Origin of the sequence: Streptomyces hokutonensis (assembly GCF_042751305.1) — a bacterium.
Taxonomy (GTDB): domain Bacteria; phylum Actinomycetota; class Actinomycetes; order Streptomycetales; family Streptomycetaceae; genus Streptomyces; species Streptomyces hokutonensis_A.
Genome location: NZ_JBHYWD010000004.1, coordinates 74,072 through 94,317, shown reverse-complemented (window position 1 = coordinate 94,317; position 20,246 = coordinate 74,072). Strand labels below are relative to the sequence as shown.

22 protein-coding genes and 1 riboswitch are annotated in these 20,246 nt (G+C 71.6%); of the genes, 11 read left to right on the top strand and 11 right to left on the bottom strand.

Annotation, left to right across the window (positions count from 1 at the left end; genetic code table 11):
* Window positions 1-135: 135 nt before the first annotated feature.
* From ACFXC1_RS12815 to ACFXC1_RS12805, 3 genes are all read right to left on the bottom strand, one after another.
* Window positions 136-531 carry a DUF3040 domain-containing protein gene (locus ACFXC1_RS12815; protein ID WP_381242057.1) on the bottom strand — a complete coding sequence of 132 codons (396 nt, stop codon included), beginning with the start codon at window positions 529-531 and terminating at the stop codon, window positions 136-138.
* Window positions 532-808: 277 nt separating this feature from the next.
* Window positions 809-1,579, bottom strand: coding sequence for a methyltransferase (locus ACFXC1_RS12810; protein WP_381242055.1), 771 nt, complete (start codon window positions 1,577-1,579; stop codon window positions 809-811).
* Between the two features lie 161 nt (window positions 1,580-1,740).
* Window positions 1,741-2,280: an SAV_6107 family HEPN domain-containing protein gene (locus ACFXC1_RS12805; RefSeq protein WP_381242054.1), complete on the bottom strand. Its 540-nt coding sequence runs from the start codon at window positions 2,278-2,280 to the stop codon at window positions 1,741-1,743.
* Between the two features lie 172 nt (window positions 2,281-2,452).
* Here ACFXC1_RS12805 and ACFXC1_RS12800 point away from each other — a divergent pair, with 172 nt between their 5' ends.
* The 5 genes from ACFXC1_RS12800 (at window position 2,453) to ACFXC1_RS12780 (ending at window position 8,442) form a co-directional block, all read left to right on the top strand.
* On the top strand, window positions 2,453-3,145 hold the full coding sequence (locus ACFXC1_RS12800) for an ATP-binding cassette domain-containing protein (RefSeq protein ID WP_381242052.1): 693 nt from the start codon (window positions 2,453-2,455) through the stop codon (window positions 3,143-3,145).
* Complete coding sequence (locus ACFXC1_RS12795) at window positions 3,117-5,201, top strand: YhgE/Pip family protein (RefSeq protein WP_381242050.1); 2,085 nt, start codon at window positions 3,117-3,119, stop codon at window positions 5,199-5,201. Before ACFXC1_RS12800 ends, ACFXC1_RS12795 begins: the two co-directional genes overlap by 29 nt.
* Before the next feature lie 62 nt (window positions 5,202-5,263).
* Window positions 5,264-5,893, top strand: coding sequence for a TetR/AcrR family transcriptional regulator (locus ACFXC1_RS12790; RefSeq protein WP_381242048.1), 630 nt, complete (start codon window positions 5,264-5,266; stop codon window positions 5,891-5,893).
* 365 nt (window positions 5,894-6,258) lie between these two features.
* Window positions 6,259-6,885, top strand: coding sequence for a DUF4126 domain-containing protein (locus ACFXC1_RS12785; RefSeq protein WP_381242047.1), 627 nt, complete (start codon window positions 6,259-6,261; stop codon window positions 6,883-6,885).
* A gap of 45 nt (window positions 6,886-6,930) precedes the next feature.
* On the top strand, window positions 6,931-8,442 hold the full coding sequence (locus ACFXC1_RS12780) for a phytoene desaturase family protein (RefSeq protein WP_381242045.1): 1,512 nt from the start codon (window positions 6,931-6,933) through the stop codon (window positions 8,440-8,442).
* A 3-nt stretch (window positions 8,443-8,445) separates the two neighbouring features.
* On the opposite strand, the gene ACFXC1_RS12775 is transcribed toward ACFXC1_RS12780, so the two are convergent.
* The 6 genes from ACFXC1_RS12775 to ACFXC1_RS12750 all read right to left on the bottom strand — a co-directional run bounded on the left by ACFXC1_RS12775 (window position 8,446) and on the right by ACFXC1_RS12750 (window position 13,365).
* Window positions 8,446-9,450, bottom strand: a complete 1,005-nt coding sequence (locus ACFXC1_RS12775; RefSeq protein WP_381242043.1) for an SCO2102 family sporulation regulator — start codon at window positions 9,448-9,450, stop codon at window positions 8,446-8,448.
* Window positions 9,451-9,506: 56 nt separating this feature from the next.
* Window positions 9,507-10,430, bottom strand: a complete 924-nt coding sequence (gene metF / locus ACFXC1_RS12770; RefSeq protein WP_381242041.1) for a methylenetetrahydrofolate reductase [NAD(P)H] — start codon at window positions 10,428-10,430, stop codon at window positions 9,507-9,509.
* A gap of 109 nt (window positions 10,431-10,539) precedes the next feature.
* Window positions 10,540-11,199 (bottom strand): thiamine phosphate synthase, encoded by a 660-nt coding sequence (gene thiE, locus ACFXC1_RS12765; RefSeq protein WP_381242039.1) that lies wholly within the window; start codon window positions 11,197-11,199, stop codon window positions 10,540-10,542.
* 117 nt (window positions 11,200-11,316) lie between these two features.
* On the bottom strand, window positions 11,317-11,688 hold the full coding sequence (locus ACFXC1_RS12760; protein WP_043675439.1) for an Rv2175c family DNA-binding protein: 372 nt from the start codon (window positions 11,686-11,688) through the stop codon (window positions 11,317-11,319).
* 64 nt (window positions 11,689-11,752) lie between these two features.
* Window positions 11,753-12,982, bottom strand: a complete 1,230-nt coding sequence (locus tag ACFXC1_RS12755; RefSeq protein WP_381242037.1) for an NAD(P)/FAD-dependent oxidoreductase — start codon at window positions 12,980-12,982, stop codon at window positions 11,753-11,755.
* A 32-nt stretch (window positions 12,983-13,014) separates the two neighbouring features.
* Window positions 13,015-13,365 (bottom strand): hypothetical protein, encoded by a 351-nt coding sequence (locus tag ACFXC1_RS12750; protein WP_381242035.1) that lies wholly within the window; start codon window positions 13,363-13,365, stop codon window positions 13,015-13,017.
* Window positions 13,366-13,417: 52 nt separating this feature from the next.
* Window positions 13,418-13,529, top strand: a riboswitch (TPP riboswitch).
* Here ACFXC1_RS12750 and thiO point away from each other — a divergent pair.
* The 5 genes from thiO to ACFXC1_RS12725 all read left to right on the top strand — a co-directional run bounded on the left by thiO (window position 13,527) and on the right by ACFXC1_RS12725 (window position 18,634).
* The gene (gene thiO, locus ACFXC1_RS12745) at window positions 13,527-14,681 is read left to right on the top strand and encodes a glycine oxidase ThiO (RefSeq protein ID WP_381242033.1); all 1,155 of its coding nucleotides are present in this window, start codon (window positions 13,527-13,529) and stop codon (window positions 14,679-14,681) included. It overlaps the preceding riboswitch by 3 nt.
* Entirely contained in the window at window positions 14,678-14,878 is a 201-nt protein-coding gene (gene thiS / locus ACFXC1_RS12740; protein ID WP_381242031.1) for a sulfur carrier protein ThiS, read from the top strand. Before thiO ends, thiS begins: the two co-directional genes overlap by 4 nt.
* A 3-nt stretch (window positions 14,879-14,881) precedes the next feature.
* Window positions 14,882-15,676: a thiazole synthase gene (locus ACFXC1_RS12735; RefSeq protein WP_093625751.1), complete on the top strand. Its 795-nt coding sequence runs from the start codon at window positions 14,882-14,884 to the stop codon at window positions 15,674-15,676.
* 104 nt (window positions 15,677-15,780) lie between these two features.
* Window positions 15,781-17,715, top strand: coding sequence for a Stk1 family PASTA domain-containing Ser/Thr kinase (gene pknB, locus ACFXC1_RS12730; protein WP_381242029.1), 1,935 nt, complete (start codon window positions 15,781-15,783; stop codon window positions 17,713-17,715).
* A gap of 34 nt (window positions 17,716-17,749) precedes the next feature.
* Complete coding sequence (locus ACFXC1_RS12725; protein ID WP_381242027.1) at window positions 17,750-18,634, top strand: deoxyribonuclease IV; 885 nt, start codon at window positions 17,750-17,752, stop codon at window positions 18,632-18,634.
* Here the strand turns inward: ACFXC1_RS12725 and ACFXC1_RS12720 are convergent, their stop codons facing one another.
* Window positions 18,635-19,249, bottom strand: coding sequence for a sulfite oxidase-like oxidoreductase (locus tag ACFXC1_RS12720; RefSeq protein WP_362982963.1), 615 nt, complete (start codon window positions 19,247-19,249; stop codon window positions 18,635-18,637).
* A 158-nt stretch (window positions 19,250-19,407) separates the two neighbouring features.
* Between ACFXC1_RS12720 and bfr the strand changes: the two genes are divergently transcribed.
* On the top strand, window positions 19,408-19,884 hold the full coding sequence (gene bfr / locus ACFXC1_RS12715) for a bacterioferritin (RefSeq protein ID WP_019067787.1): 477 nt from the start codon (window positions 19,408-19,410) through the stop codon (window positions 19,882-19,884).
* 6 nt (window positions 19,885-19,890) lie between these two features.
* Here the strand turns inward: bfr and ACFXC1_RS12710 are convergent, their stop codons facing one another.
* Window positions 19,891-20,124, bottom strand: coding sequence for a (2Fe-2S)-binding protein (locus ACFXC1_RS12710; protein ID WP_381242025.1), 234 nt, complete (start codon window positions 20,122-20,124; stop codon window positions 19,891-19,893).
* Window positions 20,125-20,246 lie beyond the last annotated feature (122 nt).

Below are 20,246 nucleotides of genomic sequence, written 5' to 3'. Positions count from 1 at the left end.
CGCGCCCCCCGCCCGCCCTCCGCACTCGACCAGGCGCGCCACGCACTGGGGGGTGGAACAGCCGGCCACCCGCCCCCCCCCCCCCCCTCACTCGTGTCTTGAGGAGCGCCGCGTGTGCTGCGGGGCCGGGTGCCGCTACTGGCCCTGCTGTTCGTCGCGGCGGCGCTGCCAGCGCTGCTCGATACGATCCATGACCGAGCGTCGCTGCCGTCCCTGGTGGCGGGTGTGCGGAGCGCCCGCGGTGGGCTGTTCGCCAGGCTTCGGGGCCTTGCGCCAGCCGGTCACGGCGAGTACCGCACAGCCCAGCATGACGAGGAATCCCACCACGCTGACCCAAATCTGCTTTGCGACCATTCCTGCCATGAGGAGCGCAATACCTACAAGGAAGCCGGCCACCGCCTGGTAGACCCGTCGCCGGGTGTACGTGCGCAGCCCGCTTCCCTCAAGCGCTGTCGCGAACTTGGGATCTTCGGCGTACAGCGCTCGCTCCATCTGCTCGAGCATTCGCTGCTCGTGCTCCGAGAGCGGCACGGAGTCCTCCTCATCGTGCAGTCGCCGGGGCGACCCGGGGGGTCCCTTCAGGATAGGCAGGGAATCGCCCCCGTGAAACCCGCCCCTCTACGCCAATTGACCAACCGGAATCCGCCATGGCCGTTCCGGCTCGCTGAAGCTTCCATTCCCCAGCGGCCGTCCCGTCATGCCGGGCGGTCTCCCTCGATCATACGGCGCCGGGCCCGCGATCGGGGGGCCTGTGGCGTACTCCATGTGCGGCCGAGCCCCTGATCAGGGCTCCGTCGCGGGAGGCCACTCACGCCTCTCCGGCACCCCGCGTCTCGCCGAGCACGTGAAGCTGCGTGGCCACCGAGTGGTACGCCGGGAGCTCGGCCGCCGCGGCCTCCAGCTTCAGCAGCGCGTCGAGGGCGCCGGGCTCGGTGTCCACGAGCACACCGGGGACCAGGTCGGCGAAGACCCGCACCCCGTGCACGGCGCCGACGTCGAGGCCCGCGCCCTCGACGAACTCGGTGAGCTGCCCGGCGGTGAAGCGGTGCGGGACGGGGTCGGCGGCGCCCCAGCGGCCGTTCGGGTCGGCGAGGGCCCGGCGGGCCTCCGTGAAGTGGCCGGCGAGGGCGCGCGCGAGGACGGCACCGCCGAGTCCGGCGGCGAGCAGGCTGAGGACGCCCTCGGGGCGCAGCGCGGCCACCACCGTGCGGACGCCCTCGGCGGGGTCCTCGAGGTACTCCAGGACTCCGTGGCACAGCACCGCGTCGTAGCCGCCGCGCTCGACCACGTCGAAGAGGCCGTGCGCGTCGCCCTGGACGCCCTGGACACGGTCGGCGACACCGGCCTCGGCGGCGCGGCGCTCCAGCGCGAAGAGCGCGTTCGGGCTGGGGTCGACGACGGTGACGCGGTGGCCGAGGCGGGCGACGGGCACCGCGAAGTTGCCGCTGCCGCCTCCGGTGTCGAGGACGTCCAGCGCGTCCCGACCCGTGGCCTTGACCCGGCGGTCGAGGGCGTCCTGAAGGACGTCCCAGACCACGGCGGTACGGAGGGAGGCGCGGGGGCGGCTCGGGTCCGACACGGCAGTTGACTCCTCGGCGCGGCACCGCCTGTGCACGGCGGAGCGAACGGGCTGCCTCCCCGGCCCGGAGACGGGCGGAGGGAGGGCTTCAGGCGCCCTCCACCCTATTGCCTCCGGTGCCGTACCCGGTGATGTGTCTCGCGCGGCGGAACGCCGCCGGCTCACCCGGCGCGATCCCCCGGCCGCTCCGGGTCCTGGCGTGGCTGGGGCAGGACCGGCTGGAGGACGAGCATCCGCTCGACCAGGCGCAGGAACATCGCCACGTCGCGTATGAGGTCGTCGGCGTCCCGGCGGGTCGCCGCACCCTGGATGCCTGCCTCGGCCCTGGCGCGGCGCCGGGCTCCGGAGGCGAACAGGGCGCTCCACTCGGTGAGTTCGGGTGCTATCTCGGGGAGTACTTCCCAGGCGCTGCGGATGCGGGCCCGGCGCCGGGCGGTGGGCTCCGGCTGGGCGCGCGCGGCGAGTACCGCGGCGGCGGTGCGCAGGGCGGCGAGGTGGGCCGTCGCGTAACGCTCGTTCGGCGTTTCGAGGACGGCTGCCTCGTCGAGTCCGGCGCGGGCCTGGGCGAGCAGGTCGAGGGCGGCGGGCGGGGCCGTGGCCCGGCGGAGCACGGGGTGTACGTCGCTCGCCGGGCCGGTCAGTGAGGGGGCAGGGCCGGCGGCGCGGCGCCGACGGGCGGCGGCTGCGGACGAGTTGGCCATGACGAACCTCCTGTCGTCTGTGTGACGGCACTGGTGCCGTATGTGCCCATCGTGAGGTATGGCACTGACAATCCGTTCTGACCTGCGCTTTTGCTTCGATCGAAGGTTCGCGTTAGTTTTTGCACTGACCAGTCAGTTCAAAAGAGACTTCAGCAACAGGGGATGGGGAACCGTGGGTGGGGTCGGTGTCACGGCCGAGGACTTCGGGGTCGAGGGGCCGCGCGGCTGGGCGTTCCGGGGGATCTCCCTGGACGCCGGGCCCGGGTCGCTGATCGCCGTCGAAGGGCCTTCCGGGTCCGGGCGTACGAGCCTGCTGCTCGCGCTCACCGGGCGGATGAAGGCGTCCGAAGGGACCGCCCGCGTGGGCGAGTTCACGCTGCCGAAGCATTCGGCGGCCGTACGGCAGGTCGGCGCGCTGGCCAATGTCGCCGGGGTCACCGACCTCGATCCGGCGCTGACCGTCGGGGAGCATCTGCGCGAACGGGCGGTGCTGCAAAGGCGGTTCGGGGACTCGGTGCGCGCGCTGCTGCGGCCGCGGTCCGAGCGGACGGCCGAGGCGCGGCTGCGGATCGAGCGGGCGCTGACCGCCGCCGGTCTCGACCTCGACGCCCTGCCGAAGGGTGCCCGGACCGCCGTACGGGATCTGGAACGGCCGCAGGAGTTGCGGCTGTCCATCGCGCTGGCGCTGATCGGGCGGCCGGCGCTGCTCGGTGTGGACGACGTCGATCTCAAGCTCTCGGATGCCGAACGGGCCGAGATCTGGGACCTGTTGAGGTCCCTCGCGGATTCCGGGACGACCGTCGTGGCCGTGTCCGCCCAAGGAACGGAGAAGGCCGATGCACGCGCCACGACTGGCCGCGCTTGAGCTGCGGCGCTTCGGCAGGGGCAAGCTGCCGCGCGCCGCGCTCGTCGCCCTCCTGCTGCTGCCGCTGCTGTACGGCGCCCTGTACCTGTGGTCCTTCTGGGACCCGTACGGCCGCCTTGACCGCATCCCCGTGGCGCTCGTCAACGACGACTGGGGGACGACGGCCGACGGGAAGAAGCTCACGGCGGGCGACGACATCACCCGGGGGCTGCGCGAGAGCAGGACGTTCGAGTGGCACGAGGTGAGTGCGGCCACCGCGCGGAAGGGCGTCGAGGACGGCACGTACTACTTGTCGCTGACCATGCCGGCCGACTTCAGCCGGCGCATCGCCTCCAGTGCGGGCGACTCCCCGGAGACGGGCGCGCTCCAGGTGCGCACGAACGACGCGAACAACTACATCGTCGGGCAGATCTCCCGGACGGTGTTCGGCGAGGTGCGCTCGGCCGCGTCCACCAAGGCCTCGCGGACCTTCCTGGACCGGATCTTCGTGTCGTTCTCCGACATCCACGGGCAGACCGTGAAGGCGGCCGACGGCGCCGACAAGCTCAAGGGCGGGATCGGGACGGCCGAGGCGGGCTCCAAGGATCTCGCCGACGGTCTGAAGGACGCCAAGAAGGGCAGCGGGAAGCTCTCCAAGGGCCTGGAGAAGCTCGACACGGGTGCGGGCGGTCTGGAGGACGGTTCGCAGCAGGTGGCGGCCGGGACGCAGACCCTCGCGGACACGGTCAACGGGGTCGCCGGCAAGGTGGGGCCCTTCCTGAAGGACAACGAGAAGACCATCGGGGACACGGCCCGGTTGGTCGCCGACTCGGCGAAGACGATCCGCGCCAACCTCGGCACCCTGGTGAAGGCGGCCCCGGTCGCCGCCAAGGGAGCGCACGCGGCCTCGGACACCCTGGACGACGTCTACAGGGCGCGCTGCGAAACCGCCGTCCTTGACGACGCCGCCTGCCCCGACCTGAAGAAGGCCGCCCAGGCCGCCTCGGAGGTGGCGAAGGTCGCCGATGACGTCAACAGTCTGGTGGCCGACCAGAACGGCGACCTGAAGAAGCTCGACACGAACCTGCGCACCCTCCAGACGCAGGCCCAGGCGCTCGCCGACCGCGCACCGCACCTCTCCGAGGACCTCGACGACGCGGTGGCCAGGATCAACAAACTGAACGACGGCGCAGGGAAGGTCGCCGCGGGCGCCAAAACGCTGCACACCGGGCTCGGCACGGCCAAGTCCGGCGCGACCGCCCTGGACACCGGGGTCGGCAGGCTGAAGACCGGCGCCGTGGACCTCAGCGGCGGCCTGTACAAGCTCGCCGACGGCTCCGGGAAGCTCGCCGGCGGACTGCACGACGGCGCCTCCCAGATCCCCGACTACGACAAGCAGGACCGCGACCAGCGCACCGGGGTCATGGCGGACCCGGTCCAGCTGGCCTCCCAGGACCTGCACAGGGCGCCCAACTACGGCACCGGATTCGCCCCGTACTTCATCCCGCTCTCCCTGTGGGTGGGCGCGATGGTGGCGTACATGCTGATCACGCCCATGAACCGGCGCGCGCTCGCCGCCGGTGCCCCCGCCCGGCGGATCGCGCTCGCGGGCTGGCTGCCGGTGGTGGCGGTCGGGGTGCTCCAGACGGTGGCCCTGATGGCCGTACTTCACTGGGCGATCGGTCTGCAGATGGCGCACGCGGCCGGCACGGTCGGGTTCCTGTTCCTGGTGACGGCGTGCTTCGCGGCGATCGTGCAGTGGTTGAACGCACGCTTCGGGGCGGCGGGCCGGATCCTCGTACTCGCCCTGCTGATGCTCCAGTTGACGTCGGCGGGCGGCACCTATCCGGTGCAGACCAGCCCGGGCTTCTTCAACGCGATCCACCCCTTCCTGCCGATGAGTTACGTCGTCGAGGCACTACGGAGGCTCATCACGGGCGGCGGTCTGGAACCCGTGTGGCACGCGTGCGTGGTGCTCGTCGCCTTCACCGCGGGCGCGCTCGCGCTGACCGCGCTGTCTGCGCGCCGCCGCCAGGTGTGGACACTGGACCGGCTGCATCCGGAGCTGAGCCTGTGACCTCGCCCAGGACCTCGGCACCCGTTCCCGCCGCCGGAGCCGGGCCTGTGAGAATCAGGCCCATGGAAAGCAGCAGCACCCCGTCGGGCGGCAGCACGCGCCGCGAGGCCACCCGGCAGAAGCTCTACGAGGCAGCCGTCACGCTCATCGCCGAACAGGGGTTCTCGGCCACCACGGTGGACGAGATCGCCGAGCGTGCCGGGGTCGCGAAGGGCACCGTCTACTACAACTTCGCGAGCAAGTCCGTCCTCTTCGAGGAGCTGTTGCGACACGGAGTGGGCCTCCTCACCGCCTCTCTGAGGGAGGCCTCGGAGCAGACCGCGCGGGACGGCGGCAGCAAGGTGGACGCCCTGGACGCGATGGTCCGCGCGGGCCTCGGCTTCATCGCCCGCTACCCGTCCTTCACTCAGCTCTACGTGGCCGAGCTGTGGCGCACCAACCGCGCCTGGCAGCCCACGCTCATGGTGGTACGGCAGCAGGTGAACGCGGCCATCGAGGACGTGCTGCACGCGGGCGTGGCGAACGGCGAGTTCAGCCCGGAGATCGACGTCCGGCTGACCGCGGCGGCACTCGTCGGGATGGTGCTGGTGGCCGCCCTGGACTGGCAGTCGTTCCAGCCGGAGCGCTCCCTGGACGACGTCCACTCGGCACTGTCCCGGCTACTCCAGGGGCGGGTCAGCGGGGGCCACTGAGGACACACACAGAAGCGCCGGTCCGTTGTGGCCGCGTCCCCCGCGGGCCGCCCCGAACCGGCGCTCCCTTGTGCTTCCCCCGTACGTTCCCCCTGTTGGAACCCCCGTCGGTCAGTCCCCCTGGGTTCCCCCGTGCTCGCTTCCGCCGATGTTCCGGCGGAAGGAGCGGCCAAGGGCGCGGGCCCCGTTCCGCCGCCCCGTGTCGGCGGTACCGGAGCCGCGCCCCTTTCCGTGTCTCCACTCTCTCGTTCGCGCAGGTCGCGCCCCATCCGCGCGCGTACTCATCTCACTCCCTAGGTACGCATACTCAGCCGTACGCACTCAGGCCCAGGACGCCCTGTTGCCGAGTGGTTACTATCGCCCCCGTGTCCGTACTCCCCCTGGTCTTCACCAGCGGCTGGGCCAGCGGCATCAACGCCTACGCGGTGGTGCTGCTGCTCGGTGTCTTCGGCGCGACCGGGGTGAGCGACGCCGTCCCCGAGTCGCTGCAACGCCCTGAGGTCCTCGTCACGGCGGCCGTGCTGTTCCTGTGCGAGGCGGTCGCCGACAAGATCCCCTACGTCGACTCCCTGTGGGACTCCGTGCACACCCTGATCCGGCCGGCCGCCGGGGCGTGGGTCGGCGCGGTGCTCGCCGGACACAGTGGATCGTTGAACGATGTGGCGGCGGGACTGATCGGCGGTTCGACGGCGCTGGCCAGCCACACGGTCAAGGCCGGGACACGGATGGCGATCAACACCTCACCGGAGCCGTTCAGCAACATCGTGATGAGCCTCGCCGAGGATCTCGGGGTCGGCGCGATCGTCTCGTTCGCGATGTTCCATCCCCAGGCGGCGGCGATCATCGCGGCCGTACTGCTGGCGGCCGGGCTGACGGTCCTGTTCTTCCTGGTCTCGCGGATCCGCCGGTTCCTGCGCCGCCGGGCCCAGCTCCGGGAGGAGAAACGGCTGGCCTCGCAGGTGGCAGGACCACCGGACCGACCGCCCTGGTGACGGCCCGTGACCGGACTGTCAGTGGCGGCCGATAAAGTCGCAGGCATGGCACGGATTGCGGTGATCGGCGCCGGCATGGGCGCGATGGCGGCCGCTGCCCGGCTGGCCGTCGCGGGCCACCGGGTGGCGGTGTACGAGCGTACGGAGACGTACGGCGGCGCGGTGCGCCGCTTCGAGCGGGACGGCTTCTCCTTCGACACCGGCCCCGGGCTGCTGCCCGTGCCCGCCGTCTACCGCGACCTGTTCATCAAGACCGGCAGGGAGCCGCTGGAGGACCTGGTCGAGCTGGTCCAGGTCGACCCGTCCTCGCGGCACGTCTTCGCGGACGGCACGGAGGTGTCGCTGCCGAACGCCTCCCGCGCGGGCGTCGTCACGGCCCTGGACGAGGCGCTGGGCGCCGGCGCGGGGCAGCGCTGGGGCGACTTCCTGATCCGGGCCCGCGAGGCCTGGGACCGCACCCGCAGGCCCCTCCTGGAGGAGCCGCTGTGGCCCAACTGGCCGGTGCTGGCCGGGCAGGAGCCCTATCCGGCGGTCCCTCACAAGAAGCTGCTGCGCACGCGCAGGGCGAGCACCCTCGCCGAGATCGGCGCCTGGGAGCTGCGCGACGACCGCCTGACAGCCCTTCTGGAGAGCCATGCCCTCGCCCACGGCCTCGATCCCCGGTCCGCGCCGGCGAGCGCGGCCGTGCTGCCGTACATGGAGCATGCCTTCGGTACCTGGTATGTGCGCGGCGGCATACGGGAGTTGGCGCGGGCGGTGTACGAGCGGTGTCTGGCGCGGAAGGTCGAGTTCGTCTTCGGGGCGGAGGTCACCCGGGTCCTGGAGAAGGACGGACGGGCGGCGGGAGTCGAGCTGGCCGGCGGCAGCCTGGTGGACGCGGATCATGTCGTCGCCGATGTGGACCCGGTGCGCCTGTGCGCCCTGACGGAACATCCACTGGACGCGGACGGTGACGTGCGCGCCGACCGGGTCTCGCCCAGGCCCGCACGCCTGACGCTGTTGCTGGCCCTGCGCGGACCGCGCGAGGCCGGGGCCGTCCACCGGACGATCGTCCACGCCCCGGACCGGGAGGCCGAGTTGGACCTGCTGGCCTCCCCCGGCGGTGACCCGCCCCGGTGTCCCACCGTGACAGTGCTGCGCCCCGGCGACCCCGCGCTCACGCCGGACGGCGGGCACGAGTCCGCGGTGGTGTCCGCCGTGCTGTCCGGCGAGACGGCCTGGGAGGAACCGGGCACGGTCCGGCGCTACACCGACCTGCTGCTCGAAGCCGCCGGGCCCGCGATACCCGGGCTGCGGGAGCGCCTGCTCTGGCACGAGGTGCGTACCCCCGATCACACGGAGGGCGAGACGGGTGCCCACTTCGGTGGTGTGCCCGCGCCCTCGCTCGCCGCCGGCCGGGGCCGTTTCCTGCACCCCGCGAACACCACTCGCCTGCCCGGTCTCTACCGCGTCGGCGGCTGGTCCCACCCCGGTGGCGGGCTTCCGCACGCCGGTATGTCGGGGGCGCTGGTGGCCGGACTGATCGTGGAGGGACCGCAGTTCAGAGGATCTCAGTAGGCTTCAGAAACGGTACTGCTCGTCGTAGCCGGGGCCCGACTGCGGCTGCTGCTGTTGCTGCTGGCCGTCGCCCTGGTAGTACTGCTGATCCGCCGGGAGTTCGCCCCCGTAGGTCTCGTCGTTGCGCTGCTGCGGGACCCACACCCCGCCGGCCGGGGTCTCGCCGACGTAGCCGTTGTTGCCGTACTGGTCCTGCGTGTAGCCCTGTTGGGGATACTGCTGCTGGCCGTCGTAGCCCGTGTCGTAGGTGGCGCCGCCGTAGGTCTGGGTGCCGATGTACGGGTCGGAGTAGGCCGCGTACTGCTGTTGGCCGGTCGTGTCGTAGCCGTACTGCTGCTGGTCGTAGCCCGCGTAGGTGTCGTAGCCGTACTGCTGCTGGTCGGCCGCCGCGTAGGCCTGGTCCTGGGTCTGGCCGGCCGCCGCTGCCGCGTAGGCCTGGTCCGTGCCCGCGAAGTTCGGGTCGGCGGCGTTCGCGTACGCGGCGGCGCTGTAGACGCCGTAGGAGCCGGTGTCGTCCGGCAGGGGCTGCGGCTCGTAGACCGAGGTGGCCTCGGCGGCCATGGGGTCGAGCGGCCGGTTCGGGGTGAAGACGTCGTCGCGGTCGTAGTCGTCGTCCGCGCCGAAGTCGGACTTGTTCTGGCCGTACTCCTGGAAGGCGGGCTGGGCGCCGGTCGAGTCGAGGCCGGAGGCATCGAGGACCGGATCCTGCTCGTCCGGTTCGCCGCCGCGGCGCATGAAGCCGCCGACTCCGGGTCGCCCGGAGACCGCCCAGCCGGCTTCGAAGCCGCGGCGGAACGACAGGGTGACGTAGGTCTGGCCGATGGCGAAGGCCACCGCGCCCAGTCCGATCACGACGACGGAGGGCATCAGGACGCCGAGCACGACGCCCAGGAAGCCGACGAAGGCGAGCAGTCGCCAGCGCAGCCGCGCCTTGTACTGCAGCAGCACCTCGCCGAGCAACCACAGTGCGACGATGCCGAACGCGATGTAGAGGACCGTCCAGCCCATGTACGCCCCTCTCCCAGTGGCCGCTACGCAGTGTGTCGTATGTCCGGGCGGCCGGTCTAGACCCTCGGTGGGTGGTGCAGGCCCAGGTTCTCGTAGATTTCCAGCGTCGCCGTGGAGTTGTTGAGCGTGATGAAGTGCAGTCCGGGCACTCCCTCGGCCAGCAGCCGGGCACAGAACTCCGTGGCGAAGTCGATCCCGATCGAGCGTACAGCCGCCGGATCGTCTTTGGCTGTGAGGATTCGCTCTTTCAGAGCGTCCGGGATGACGGCGTTGCTGAGCTGCGGCAACCGCTCCAGCATCCGCACGCTGGTCACCGGCATGACCTCGGGAATGACCGGTGTGACACAGCCTGCCGCCCCGACCCGGTCGCGCAGGCGAAGATAGGACTCCGGGCGGAAGAACATCTGGGTGATCGCGTAGTCGGCGCCGGCCCGGCACTTGTCGACGAAGTGCCGCACGTCCGTGTCCCAGTCCGGGGAGCGCGGGTGCAGCTCCGGGAAGGCGGCGACGCCGACGCAGAAATCGCCCGACTCCTTGATGAGCCGGACCAGTTCGGCCGCGTACGTCAGGCCCTGCGGGTGCGCCACCCAGTCGGCCATGGGGTCGCCGGGCGGGTCGCCGCGCACGGCGAGGATGTTGCGGATCCCGGCGTCGGCGTACTGGCCGATGATGTTGCGCAGTTCGGCGACGGAGTGGTCGACCGCGGTGAGGTGGGCGACCGGGGTGAGCGTGGTGTCGGCGACGATCTGCTCGGTCTCCTTGACGGTGCCCGCGCGGGTCGAACCGCCGGCGCCGTAGGTCACGGAGACGAAGTCGGGGGCGACCGCCTCCACCCTCCGCAGCGCGCTCCACAGGCTTCGCTCACCCTTGGGGGTCTTCGGCGCGGAGAACTCGAACGAGTACGTGTTCTTGCCGGTCGCGAGCATGTCGCGCACCGTCCGTGCACGATCGGTCCTGGTGGATGCGATTCCGAAGGCCATACCCGCAGGTTAGTCAGGCGACGGCGGTCACCCAACCGGAACCGGAAATTTGCCTGATTTGTCGCCCTGTTGTCCACCCACCGGACAACAGCGCGACACCCGACCGCTCTCAGGCCTGCCGGAGCCGCTTCGCGAACTCGGCCGCCGCCGCGCCCGGGTCGTCGGCCTCCGTGATCGCCCTTACGACGACGACCCGGCGGGCACCCGCTTCGAGCACCTCGTCGAGGTTGCCGAGGTCGATGCCGCCGATGGCGAACCAGGGGCGCTCGGCGCCCAGGGCGGCCGTGTACCGGACCAGGTCGAGGCCCGGGGCGTGGCGTCCCGGCTTGGTGGGGGTCGGCCAGCACGGGCCCGTGCAGAAGTAGTCCACGCCCTCCTGGACGGCGGCCGCGGCGGCCTCCGCCTCCGCGTGCGTGGAACGGCCGATCAGGACGTCGGCGCCGAGGATCGCGCGGGCCGCGGGGACCGGGAGGTCGCCCTGCCCCAGGTGCAGTACGTCGGCGCCGGCGGCGTGGGCGACGTCCGCGCGGTCGTTGACCGCGAGCAGTCGGCCGTGCCGGGCGCAGGCCTCGGCGAACACCTGGAGGTGCTCCAGCTCCTCGGCGGCCTCCATGCCCTTGTCGCGCAGCTGCACGATGTCGACCCCGCCCGCCAGGACCGCGTCCAGGAACTCGGCGAGGTCGCCCTGGCGGCTGCGGGCGTCCGTGCAGAGGTAGACGCGGGCGTCGGCGAGTTCCGCGCGCGCGGCGGCTGCGGCGGTGTCGGTCATGCGTGTGTCCCCCGTTGTCGTTCGTCGTCGTTGCGCGGTGGTGCCGTGTACGGGCCGCGGGCGGGCGTGCCGCGGCCCGTACACCGGTCGGTCGTCCGGGTCAGCCGGTCGTCCGGGTCAGACGGCGAGCGCCTGGGCTCGGCGCTTCACCTCCGTGCCGCGATTCTCGCTCAGGGCCTGCGCGGGGGTGCCGGGCAGGCTGGGGTCGGGGGTGAAGAGCCATTCCAGCATCTCTTCGTCGGAGAAGCCGTCGTCCCGCAGGAGCGTCAGGGTCCCGGTGAGGCCCTTGACGACCTTCTGCTCGGCCCCGTCGATGAAGGCGGCGGGGACGTGCAGCGCGCGGTTCTCACCACGGCGTACGGCGATGACTTGGCCGTCCTTGACCAGCTGCCGCACGCGTGTCACCTCGACATCGAGCATCTCTGCGATGTCGGGCAGCGTGAGCCAGGCGGGGACGAGAGCATCGATCTTTGCGTCAATCTCGGTCACGTAAACAGCGTGCCATCCCGGACTGACAGTCGGAAGCCGGGCCGGTCCGACTCGGGGTCACGAACTAGGCGATAGCGGCCTTCATCGGGAGAGAAGGGTCCGCCAGCGGCCCGGGATTCATCGGCGTGCCCGACTCGATCAGCCGGCGGCCCTGGGCCAGGTCACGGGGCCGGCCGACGGCGAGAAGGGCCACCAGGCGGTCCCCGCGCAGCCAGCAGACGGTCCAGGCCGGGGTGGCCGGGTCGCCGCGCCACAGGGTCGTGTCGGCGGACGCGTGATGGCCGACGTACTGGACGAAGCGGCCGAACTGCTCGGACCAGAAGTACGGCACCGGGTCGTAGACCGCCGGGGTCTGGCCGACGATGTTCGCGGCGACCGTGCGCGGGCCCTGGAGGGCGTTGTCCCAGTGGTGGACGAGAAGTCGCTCGCCGTACCTTCCCGACGGGAAGGAGGCGCAGTCGCCGACCGCGTAGACGTCCGGCACCGAGGTGCGCAGCCGGTCGTCGGCGACGACCTCGCGGTGGGCGCCCAGCTCGATGCCGGAGTCCGCGAGCCAGCCGGTGGCGGGGCGGGCGCCGATGCCGACCACGACGGCGCCGGCGGGCAGCCGGGTCCCGTCGTCGAGGACCACCGCGCCGGGTTCGACGCGCGCCACGCGCGTGTGCGTGCGCAGCACGGCTCCGGCGTCCGCGTACCAGGCGGCCATCGGGGCGGCGACCTCGGCGGGCAGCGCTCCCGCGAGCGGCCGGTCGGCGGCTTCCACGACGGTCACCGCGCAGCCCGCCTCGCGGGCGGCCGTGGCGAACTCGGCGCCGATCCAGCCCGCGCCGACGACCACGATGTCGTGCTGCCGCGCGAGCACCGGCCGCAGCCGCTCGGCGTCGTCCAGGGTGCGCAGCAGATGCACCCCGGGGATGCCGTCGGCGCCCGGGAGTCGGATCGGCTCGGCGCCGGTGGCGAGGACGAGGACGTCGTAGGGCACCGGGCCCTCGGCGGTGTCCAGTTCGTGGTCTCCGGGGCGCAGGCCCGACACCTCGTGGCCGAGCCGGAGTTCGATGCCGAGTGCCTCGAAGTCGACGTCGAAGGCGGAGCCCTCGGCCTTGCCGAGCAGGACGGCCTTGGACAGCGGCGGCCGGTCGTAGGGCTGATGAGGTTCGGCGCCCAGAAGTGTGATGGTGCCCGTGAAGCCCTGTTCGCGCAGGGCGACCGCGGTCTGCACCCCGGCCATGCCCGCGCCGACGACGACCACGCGCCGTGCCGCTCCCGCACCCTGTCCCGGTGTCTGCTCGCTCATCCGATCACCATAGACACCTGACAAAACGTCAGTCAGGGGGCGCGTTCAGTGACCTGTTCCACAACACTCGTCCCGCTGCCCGGCTGCGACTCCCACTCCCAGGTCTCGTCGAGGCGAACACGGCCGTCGGACAGCTCGACGACCTCGGACACGCAGTGCCCGGAGGCCGTCGTCCCGTCCGTCTTCAGCTGTACGTACCGGAAGTCGAGGCGGTCCCCCGCGCGCGTGCCGACGAGATGCCCGCGGACGACGTCACCGCCCGCGTACTCGGCCCAGATCTCGCCGTCCTTCTCGTGATAGGCGAACCGGGTGCGGGTGCCGACCTGACCCGGCGCCTGGTCCGCGACCGGGGCGAGGACGAGACCGTCGAGCGAGCGGGCCATGGACGGAGGCTCCCTTACTGGGGCATGGGGTACGGGCTAGGGTGGCCAAAGTACAAGCACTCGCGGGAGTCCGGACGCACCGGGCTGAGAGGGAGGCTGGCGGCCTCCGACCGTACGAACCTGATCCGGGTCATGCCGGCGAAGGGAGGGGCTGGACGCCCATGCCTACACGTACGTCAGACGTCCTCGTCGTCGGGGGCGGGATCATCGGCCTGGTCACGGCCTGGCGGGCCGCGCAACGCGGGTTCGCGACCGCCGTCGTGGACTCCGAGCCGGGCGGCGGGGCCGCGCAGGTGGCCGCCGGGATGCTGGCCGCCGTCACGGAACTGCACTACGGCGAACAGACCCTGCTGGCCCTCAACCTGGCCTCGGCGCAGCGCTATCCGGACTTCGCGGCCGAGCTGACCGACCTCACCGGCCTCGGCCTCGGCTACCGGCGCTGCGGCACCCTCGCCGTCGCCCTGGACGCCGACGACCGCGCCCACCTCCGTGAACTGCACGCCCTGCAGCAACAGTCTGGCCTGGACTCCGAGTGGCTGTCCGGGCGCGAGTGCCGGCGCCTGGAGCCGATGCTCGCGCCGGGCGTGCGCGGGGGCCTCCGGGTCGACGGCGACCACCAGGTCGACCCGCGGCGGCTGGCGCGGGCGCTGGTGGCCGCGTGCGAGCGCGCCGGGGTCGCCTTCCACCGGACGTGGGCCGAGCGGCTCACGGTCGCGCGGGACCGCGCCTCGGGGGTCGTCACGCGCGAGGGCCAGGCGCTGGGCGCGGACCAGGTCGTGCTCGCCGGCGGCAGCCTCAGCGGGCGGCTTGCCGGGGTCCCCGACGACGTCCTGCCGCCCGTACGGCCCGTGAAGGGGCAGGTGCTGCGGCTGACAGTGCCGGAGCGTTACGCGCCGTTCCTGAGCCGGACCGTGCGGGCCGTGGTGCGCGGCAGCCACGTCTATCTGGTGCCGCGCGAGAACGGCGAGCTGGTCGTCGGCGCGACCAGCGAGGAACTGGGCTGGGACACCACGGTGACCGCCGGCGGGGTCTACGAACTGCTGCGTGACGCCCACGAGTTGGTCCCCGGGATCACCGAACTGCCGCTCACCGAGACCCGGGCCGGACTGCGCCCCGGCTCCCCCGACAACGCCCCGCTGCTCGGCCCGACCGCACTCCCGGGACTGCTGCTGGCCACCGGGCACTACCGCAACGGCGTCCTGCTCACGCCGGTCACCGGCGACGCCCTCGCGCACTCGCTGGCCACCGGTGAACTCCCGGACGAGGCGCGCCCGTTCACCCCGAAGCGGTTCGCCCTCACGGAGTTGCCCGCATGAACGTCTCCGTCAACGGGGAGTCCCGGGTGATCGCGCCCGGCACGGCTCTCGACACCCTCGTGCGCACCCTGGCCCCGTCGCCCTCCGGGGTGGCCGCCGCCCTCAACGAAACCGTCGTCCCGCGCGCGGAGTGGTCCTCGACCGCCCTCTCCGAGGGGGACCGCGTCGAGGTTCTCACCGCCGTCCAAGGAGGCTGACCCATGGCCGACGACCCCTTCGTCCTCGGTGGTACGTCCTTCACGTCCCGGCTGATCATGGGCACCGGGGGTGCGCCCAGCCTCGACGTCCTGGAGCGCGCGCTGGTGGCCTCCGGGACGGAGCTCACGACCGTCGCGATGCGACGCGTCAACGCTTCCGTGCACGGTTCGGTGCTGTCCGTCCTGGAGCGGCTCGGCATCCGGGTGCTGCCCAACACCGCGGGCTGCTTCACGGCGGGCGAGGCGGTGCTGACGGCCCGGCTGGCGCGGGAGGCGCTCGGGACGGCACTGGTCAAACTTGAGGTGATCGCGGACGAGCGCACCCTGCTGCCCGATCCAATCGAGCTGCTGGACGCCGCCGAGACCCTGGTCGACGACGGGTTCACGGTGCTGCCGTACACGAACGACGATCCCGTGCTGGCGCGGAAGCTGGAGGACGTGGGGTGTGCGGCGATCATGCCGCTGGGGTCGCCGATCGGGTCCGGGCTGGGGATCCGCAACCCGCACAACTTCCAGCTGATCACCGAGCACGCGCGCGTGCCGGTGATTCTGGACGCGGGGGCCGGTACGGCGTCCGACGCGGCGTTCGCGATGGAGCTGGGGTGCGCGGGGGTGATGCTCGCCTCGGCGGTGACGCGGGCGCAGGAACCGGTGCTGATGGCGTCCGCGATGCGGAGCGCGGTGGAGGCGGGGCGGCTGGCGTTCCGGGCGGGGCGTATCCCCCGTAGGCACTTCGCCGAGGCGTCGTCTCCCGCGGAGGGCCTGGCACGGCTGGACCCGGAGCGTCCGGCCTTCTGACCGCCCGCTCCACAGGGTGGAATCCGTCACAGGTCGGCTGCAGTACCGCCCCGAAACTGGCCGAAAAGGGGGCGCTGTCAGCCTCGGCTCGTACACTCACCTGCGTGGATACGACCCTTCATGACCCTCTCGTCGGGCACTTGCTCGACGGCCGCTATCGCGTCGACGCGCGGATCGCCGTCGGCGGGATGGCCACGGTCTACCGGGCCGTGGACACCCGCCTGGACCGGGTTCTCGCGCTCAAGGTGATGCACCCGACGCTGGCGGCCGACGCCTCCTTCGTCGACCGGTTCATCCGCGAGGCCAAGTCGGTGGCGCGGCTGGCGCACCCGAACGTGGTGCAGGTCTTCGACCAGGGCGCCCAGGGGGCGTACGTCTATCTGGCGATGGAGTACGTCGCCGGCTGCACCCTGCGGGACGTGCTGCGCGAGCGCGGGGCGCTGCAGCCGCGGGCCGCGCTGGACATCCTGGAGCCGGTGCTGGCCGCGCTGGGTGCCGCGCACCGGGCCGGGTTCGTGCACCGGGACATGAAGCCGGAGAACGTGCTCATAGGGGACGACGGCCGGGTCAAGGTCGCCGACTTCGGGCTGGTCCGGTCCGTGGACACGGTCACCAGCACCACGGAGAACGTGCTCGGCACGGTCTCGTATCTCGCGCCGGAGCAGATCGAGGGCGGCACGGCGTCCCCCCGGGTCGACGTGTACGCGTGCGGTGTCGTCCTCTACGAGATGCTCACCGGCCAGAAGCCGCACGACGGGGACTCCCCCGCGATCGTGCTCTACAAGCACCTGCACGAGGACGTCCCGCCGCCCTCTGCCGTCGTACCGGGGCTGGCGTACGAGCTGGACGAGCTGGTCGCCACGGCCACCGCGCGCACCCCGGACATCCGGCCGTACGACGCGGTCTCGCTGTTCGGTCTGGTCCGCGAGGCGCGGGCGGGGCTGAGCGACGAGCAGTTGGACGCGGTGCCGCCGCAGGCGCTGACCTCGGAGCATCCCAACGCGGAGAACCGCACGAGTGTGATCCCGCGCTCGCTCACTGTGCCGCGTCCGCTGCCGGTCAACGAGGACGACGAGCCCGGTGACCCGTTCAACCGGACCAGCCGGTTCGAGAGCGGGCCGCCCCTGCCGCCCCGGCGGCGCGACGAGCGGCGGCCCCGGCGCGGGCTGCTGGCGATCATCGCCGCGATCCTGCTGATCATCGGGGTCGGGACGGGCGTCTGGTACATCAACTCCGGCCAGTTCACCAAGGTCCCGCCGCTGCTTGCGAAGACCGAGGCGCAGGCGAAGGAGCGGCTCCAGGAGGCCGGTCTCGACGTCAAGTCGGTCAAGCACGCCTACAGCGACACCGTGAAGCGCGGGACCGTCATCAGCACCGACCCGGTGGCCGGCGCCCGCATCCGGGACAACGACTCGGTGGCCCTGACCGTCTCGGACGGCCCGGAGACCGTGAAGGTGCCCGATCTGACGGGCTTCTCCCTGGACAAGGCGCAGGCCCTGCTCAAGACGGACGGGCTGGCGGCCGGCATGGTCACCAGGGAGTTCAGCGACGACGTCCCCAAGGGCTTCGTGATCAGCACGGACCCCGAGGCGGGCACCGAGCGCCACGCGGGCTCCGCGATAGCCCTGACCGTCAGCAAGGGCAACGCGGTCGACGTGCCGGACGTCACCGGTGAGGACCTGGACAACGCGAAGTCGGACCTCCAGGAGGCCGGTCTCACGGTGAAGGTGTCGGACACCGAGGTCACCTCGGAGTACGACGCGGGCCAGGTCGCCCAGCAGACCCCGGCCGGCGACAGCCAGGCCGCCGCGGGCGACACGGTGACGCTGACGGTGTCCAAGGGCCCGGAGATGGTCGAGGTCCCGAACGTGGTCGGCGCGAGCGTCGACGCCGCGACCAGGCTCCTGGAGGAGTCGGGCTTCGAGGTCAAGGAGGACCGCGGTCTGCTCGGTCTGTTCGGCGACACGGTGAAGAGCCAGTCCGTGGACGCGGGCGAGCAGGCTCCCAAGGGGTCGACGATCACGATCACCATCCGGTGACCGGGGCGGCACGCGCGCGTGACACCCTGGTCGGGTGAGCAGCGCGTCCCCCTTCCCCATCCCTTCCCGCAACCCCGTCGGCGGCCATGTCCCGGTGGCCGGCGGTCTCCACTCCGTGGGGCTGTCCTACGCCCGTGAGCTGGCCGCCGAGACCGTGCAGGTCTTCGCCGCCAACCCGCGCGGCTGGGCGACACCGGCCGGGAACCCGCGCCAGGACGAGGAGTTCCGCGCGGTCTGCGAGGCCGAGTCGATCCCGGCGTACGTGCACGCCCCGTACCTGATCAACTTCGGCTCGCACACCGAGGCCACCGTAGAGAAGTCCGTGGAATCGCTACGGCACTCGCTGCGGCGGGGACGCGAGATCGGCGCGTTCGGTGTGGTCGTGCACACCGGGAGTGCGACGGGTGGGCGGGAGCGGTCGGTGGCGCTGGCCCAGGTGCGGGAGCATCTGCTGCCGCTGCTGGACGAACTCACCCATGACGACGACCCGTTCCTGCTGCTGGAGTCGACGGCCGGTCAGGGGTCCTCGCTCTGCTCCCGGACCTGGGACTTCGGGCCGTACTTCGAGGCGCTGGACGCCCATCCGAAGCTGGGCGTGTGCCTGGACACGTGCCACATCTTCGCCGCCGGGCACGATCTGACCGGTCCGAGCGGGATGCACCAGACGCTCGATCTGCTGGTGGACACGGTGGGCGAGGGGCGGCTGAAACTGATCCATGCCAACGACTCCAAGGACGTCGTCGGCGCCCACAAGGACCGCCACGAGAACATCGGCTCCGGGCACATCGGCGAGGATCCGTTCCGCGCGCTGATGACCCACCCGGCGACCGAGGGCGTACCGCTGATCATCGAGACGCCCGGCGGCAAGGAAGGGCACGCGGCGGACGTGGAGCGGCTGAAGAAGCTCAGGGACTCCTAGTCACAGCTCGGGGCCTTCGCCGGGTCCCTCCTGGTACGAGTACCGCTGTTCCTTCCACGGGTCCCCGACGTTGTGATAGCCGCGTTCCTCCCAGAAACCGCGCCGGTCGGCCGTCATGTACTCGACGCCCCGGACCCACTTGGGGCCCTTCCAGGCGTACAGGTGGGGGACGACCAGGCGGAGCGGGAAGCCGTGTTCGGCGGTGAGGAGTTCGCCGTCCTTGTGGGTGGCGAAGATGGTGCCGTCGGCGGCGAAGTCGGCGAGCCGGAGGTTGGCGCTGAAGCCGTACTCCGCCCAGACCATGACATGGGTGACGGCGGGTGACGGCGGGGCGGTCTCCAGGATCGTGCGGGCGGGGATGCCGCCCCATTCGGCGCCCAGCATGCTGAACTTCGTGACGCAGTGCAGGTCGGCCACGACCGAGTCGTAGGGCAGCGCCGTGAACTCCTCGTGGTTCCAGCAGTGCTTGTCGCCGTCGGCGGTGGCGCCGAAGACCCTGAACTCCCAGCGCTCGGGGCGGAACTTGGGGACCGGGCCGTAGTGGGTGACCGGCCAGCCGCGCTGAAGTCGCTGGCCGGGCGGCAGCTCGGACTGTTCGACCCCTCTCTGACCCATGGCTCCATCCTGACAGACGGGGGCCGGTGCACATGACCGGCTCTGGGCGGATTCGGGCAACTCCTACTAAGCATGCACTTACTGGACGGCCGATTCGCGCCGGTGCAATCATGCGGCGCAACCCGCCAGTTCCCCTTGTTTTGGAAGGAGCCTCTGCGATGCAGGGCGACCCCGAGGTCCTCGAGTTCCTGAACGAGCAGCTCACCGGTGAGCTGACCGCGATCAACCAGTACTGGCTGCACTACCGCATCCAGGACAACAACGGCTGGACCAAGCTCGCCAAGTACACGCGTGAAGAGTCCATCGACGAGATGAAGCACGCGGACAGGATCACCGAGCGCATCCTGATGCTCGACGGTCTGCCGAACTACCAGCGGCTGTTCCACGTCCGGGTCGGTCAGACGGTCACCGAGATGTTCCAGGCGGACCGGCAGGTGGAGGTCGAGGCGATCGACCGCCTCAAGCGGGGTATCGAGGTGATGCGCGCGAAGGGCGACGTCACGTCCGCGAACATCTTCGAGGACATCCTCGAGGACGAGGAGCACCACATCGACTACCTCGACACGCAGCTCCAGCTGATCGAGCAGCTCGGCGAGGCGCTGTACATCGCGCAGCAGATCGAGCAGCCCAGCTAGGGTCCGCTACGCGGCTTCCTCCAGCTCGGCGAGCACCGGCTCGCCCTGGTCGGCCAGCTCGCGGCGCGGGCAGGCGCCCCGGCCAAGCAGTGCCTGGATACGGCGTACGCACGACCCGCAGTCGGTGCCCGCCTTGCAGGCCGACGCTATCTGCCGGGGGGTGCAGGCACCGCCCTCCGCGTGCTTCGCCACCTGCGCCTCGGTCACACCGAAGCAGTTGCAGACGTACACGCGGGTCACCTCCCGGACGGGGATCGAAGTAGTCGCGCCATCCCGATAATCGGTGAGGCTAACCTAACCTTACCCGCCGCGCAGGTGTCGCAAAAGTGCCGTGGGGCGGGGATCGTATGCGATCCCCGCCC

What these genes read in the sequence shown, in the direction of transcription:
- ACFXC1_RS12805 (WP_381242054.1), bottom strand. Translation starts at nt 2,280, where the DNA reads ATGGCCAACTCGTCCGCAGCCGCCGCCCGTCGGCGCCGCGCCGCCGGC.
- ACFXC1_RS12795 (WP_381242050.1), top strand. Translation starts at nt 3,117, where the DNA reads ATGCACGCGCCACGACTGGCCGCGCTTGAGCTGCGGCGCTTCGGCAGG.
- ACFXC1_RS12790 (WP_381242048.1), top strand. Translation starts at nt 5,264, where the DNA reads ATGGAAAGCAGCAGCACCCCGTCGGGCGGCAGCACGCGCCGCGAGGCC.
- ACFXC1_RS12780 (WP_381242045.1), top strand. Translation starts at nt 6,931, where the DNA reads ATGGCACGGATTGCGGTGATCGGCGCCGGCATGGGCGCGATGGCGGCC.
- ACFXC1_RS12775 (WP_381242043.1), bottom strand. Translation starts at nt 9,450, where the DNA reads ATGGGCTGGACGGTCCTCTACATCGCGTTCGGCATCGTCGCACTGTGG.
- metF (WP_381242041.1), bottom strand. Translation starts at nt 10,430, where the DNA reads ATGGCCTTCGGAATCGCATCCACCAGGACCGATCGTGCACGGACGGTG.
- thiE (WP_381242039.1), bottom strand. Translation starts at nt 11,199, where the DNA reads ATGACCGACACCGCCGCAGCCGCCGCGCGCGCGGAACTCGCCGACGCC.
- ACFXC1_RS12755 (WP_381242037.1), bottom strand. Translation starts at nt 12,982, where the DNA reads ATGAGCGAGCAGACACCGGGACAGGGTGCGGGAGCGGCACGGCGCGTG.
- ACFXC1_RS12750 (WP_381242035.1), bottom strand. Translation starts at nt 13,365, where the DNA reads ATGGCCCGCTCGCTCGACGGTCTCGTCCTCGCCCCGGTCGCGGACCAG.
- thiO (WP_381242033.1), top strand. Translation starts at nt 13,527, where the DNA reads ATGCCTACACGTACGTCAGACGTCCTCGTCGTCGGGGGCGGGATCATC.
- thiS (WP_381242031.1), top strand. Translation starts at nt 14,678, where the DNA reads ATGAACGTCTCCGTCAACGGGGAGTCCCGGGTGATCGCGCCCGGCACG.
- ACFXC1_RS12735 (WP_093625751.1), top strand. Translation starts at nt 14,882, where the DNA reads ATGGCCGACGACCCCTTCGTCCTCGGTGGTACGTCCTTCACGTCCCGG.
- ACFXC1_RS12720 (WP_362982963.1), bottom strand. Translation starts at nt 19,249, where the DNA reads ATGGGTCAGAGAGGGGTCGAACAGTCCGAGCTGCCGCCCGGCCAGCGA.
- bfr (WP_019067787.1), top strand. Translation starts at nt 19,408, where the DNA reads ATGCAGGGCGACCCCGAGGTCCTCGAGTTCCTGAACGAGCAGCTCACC.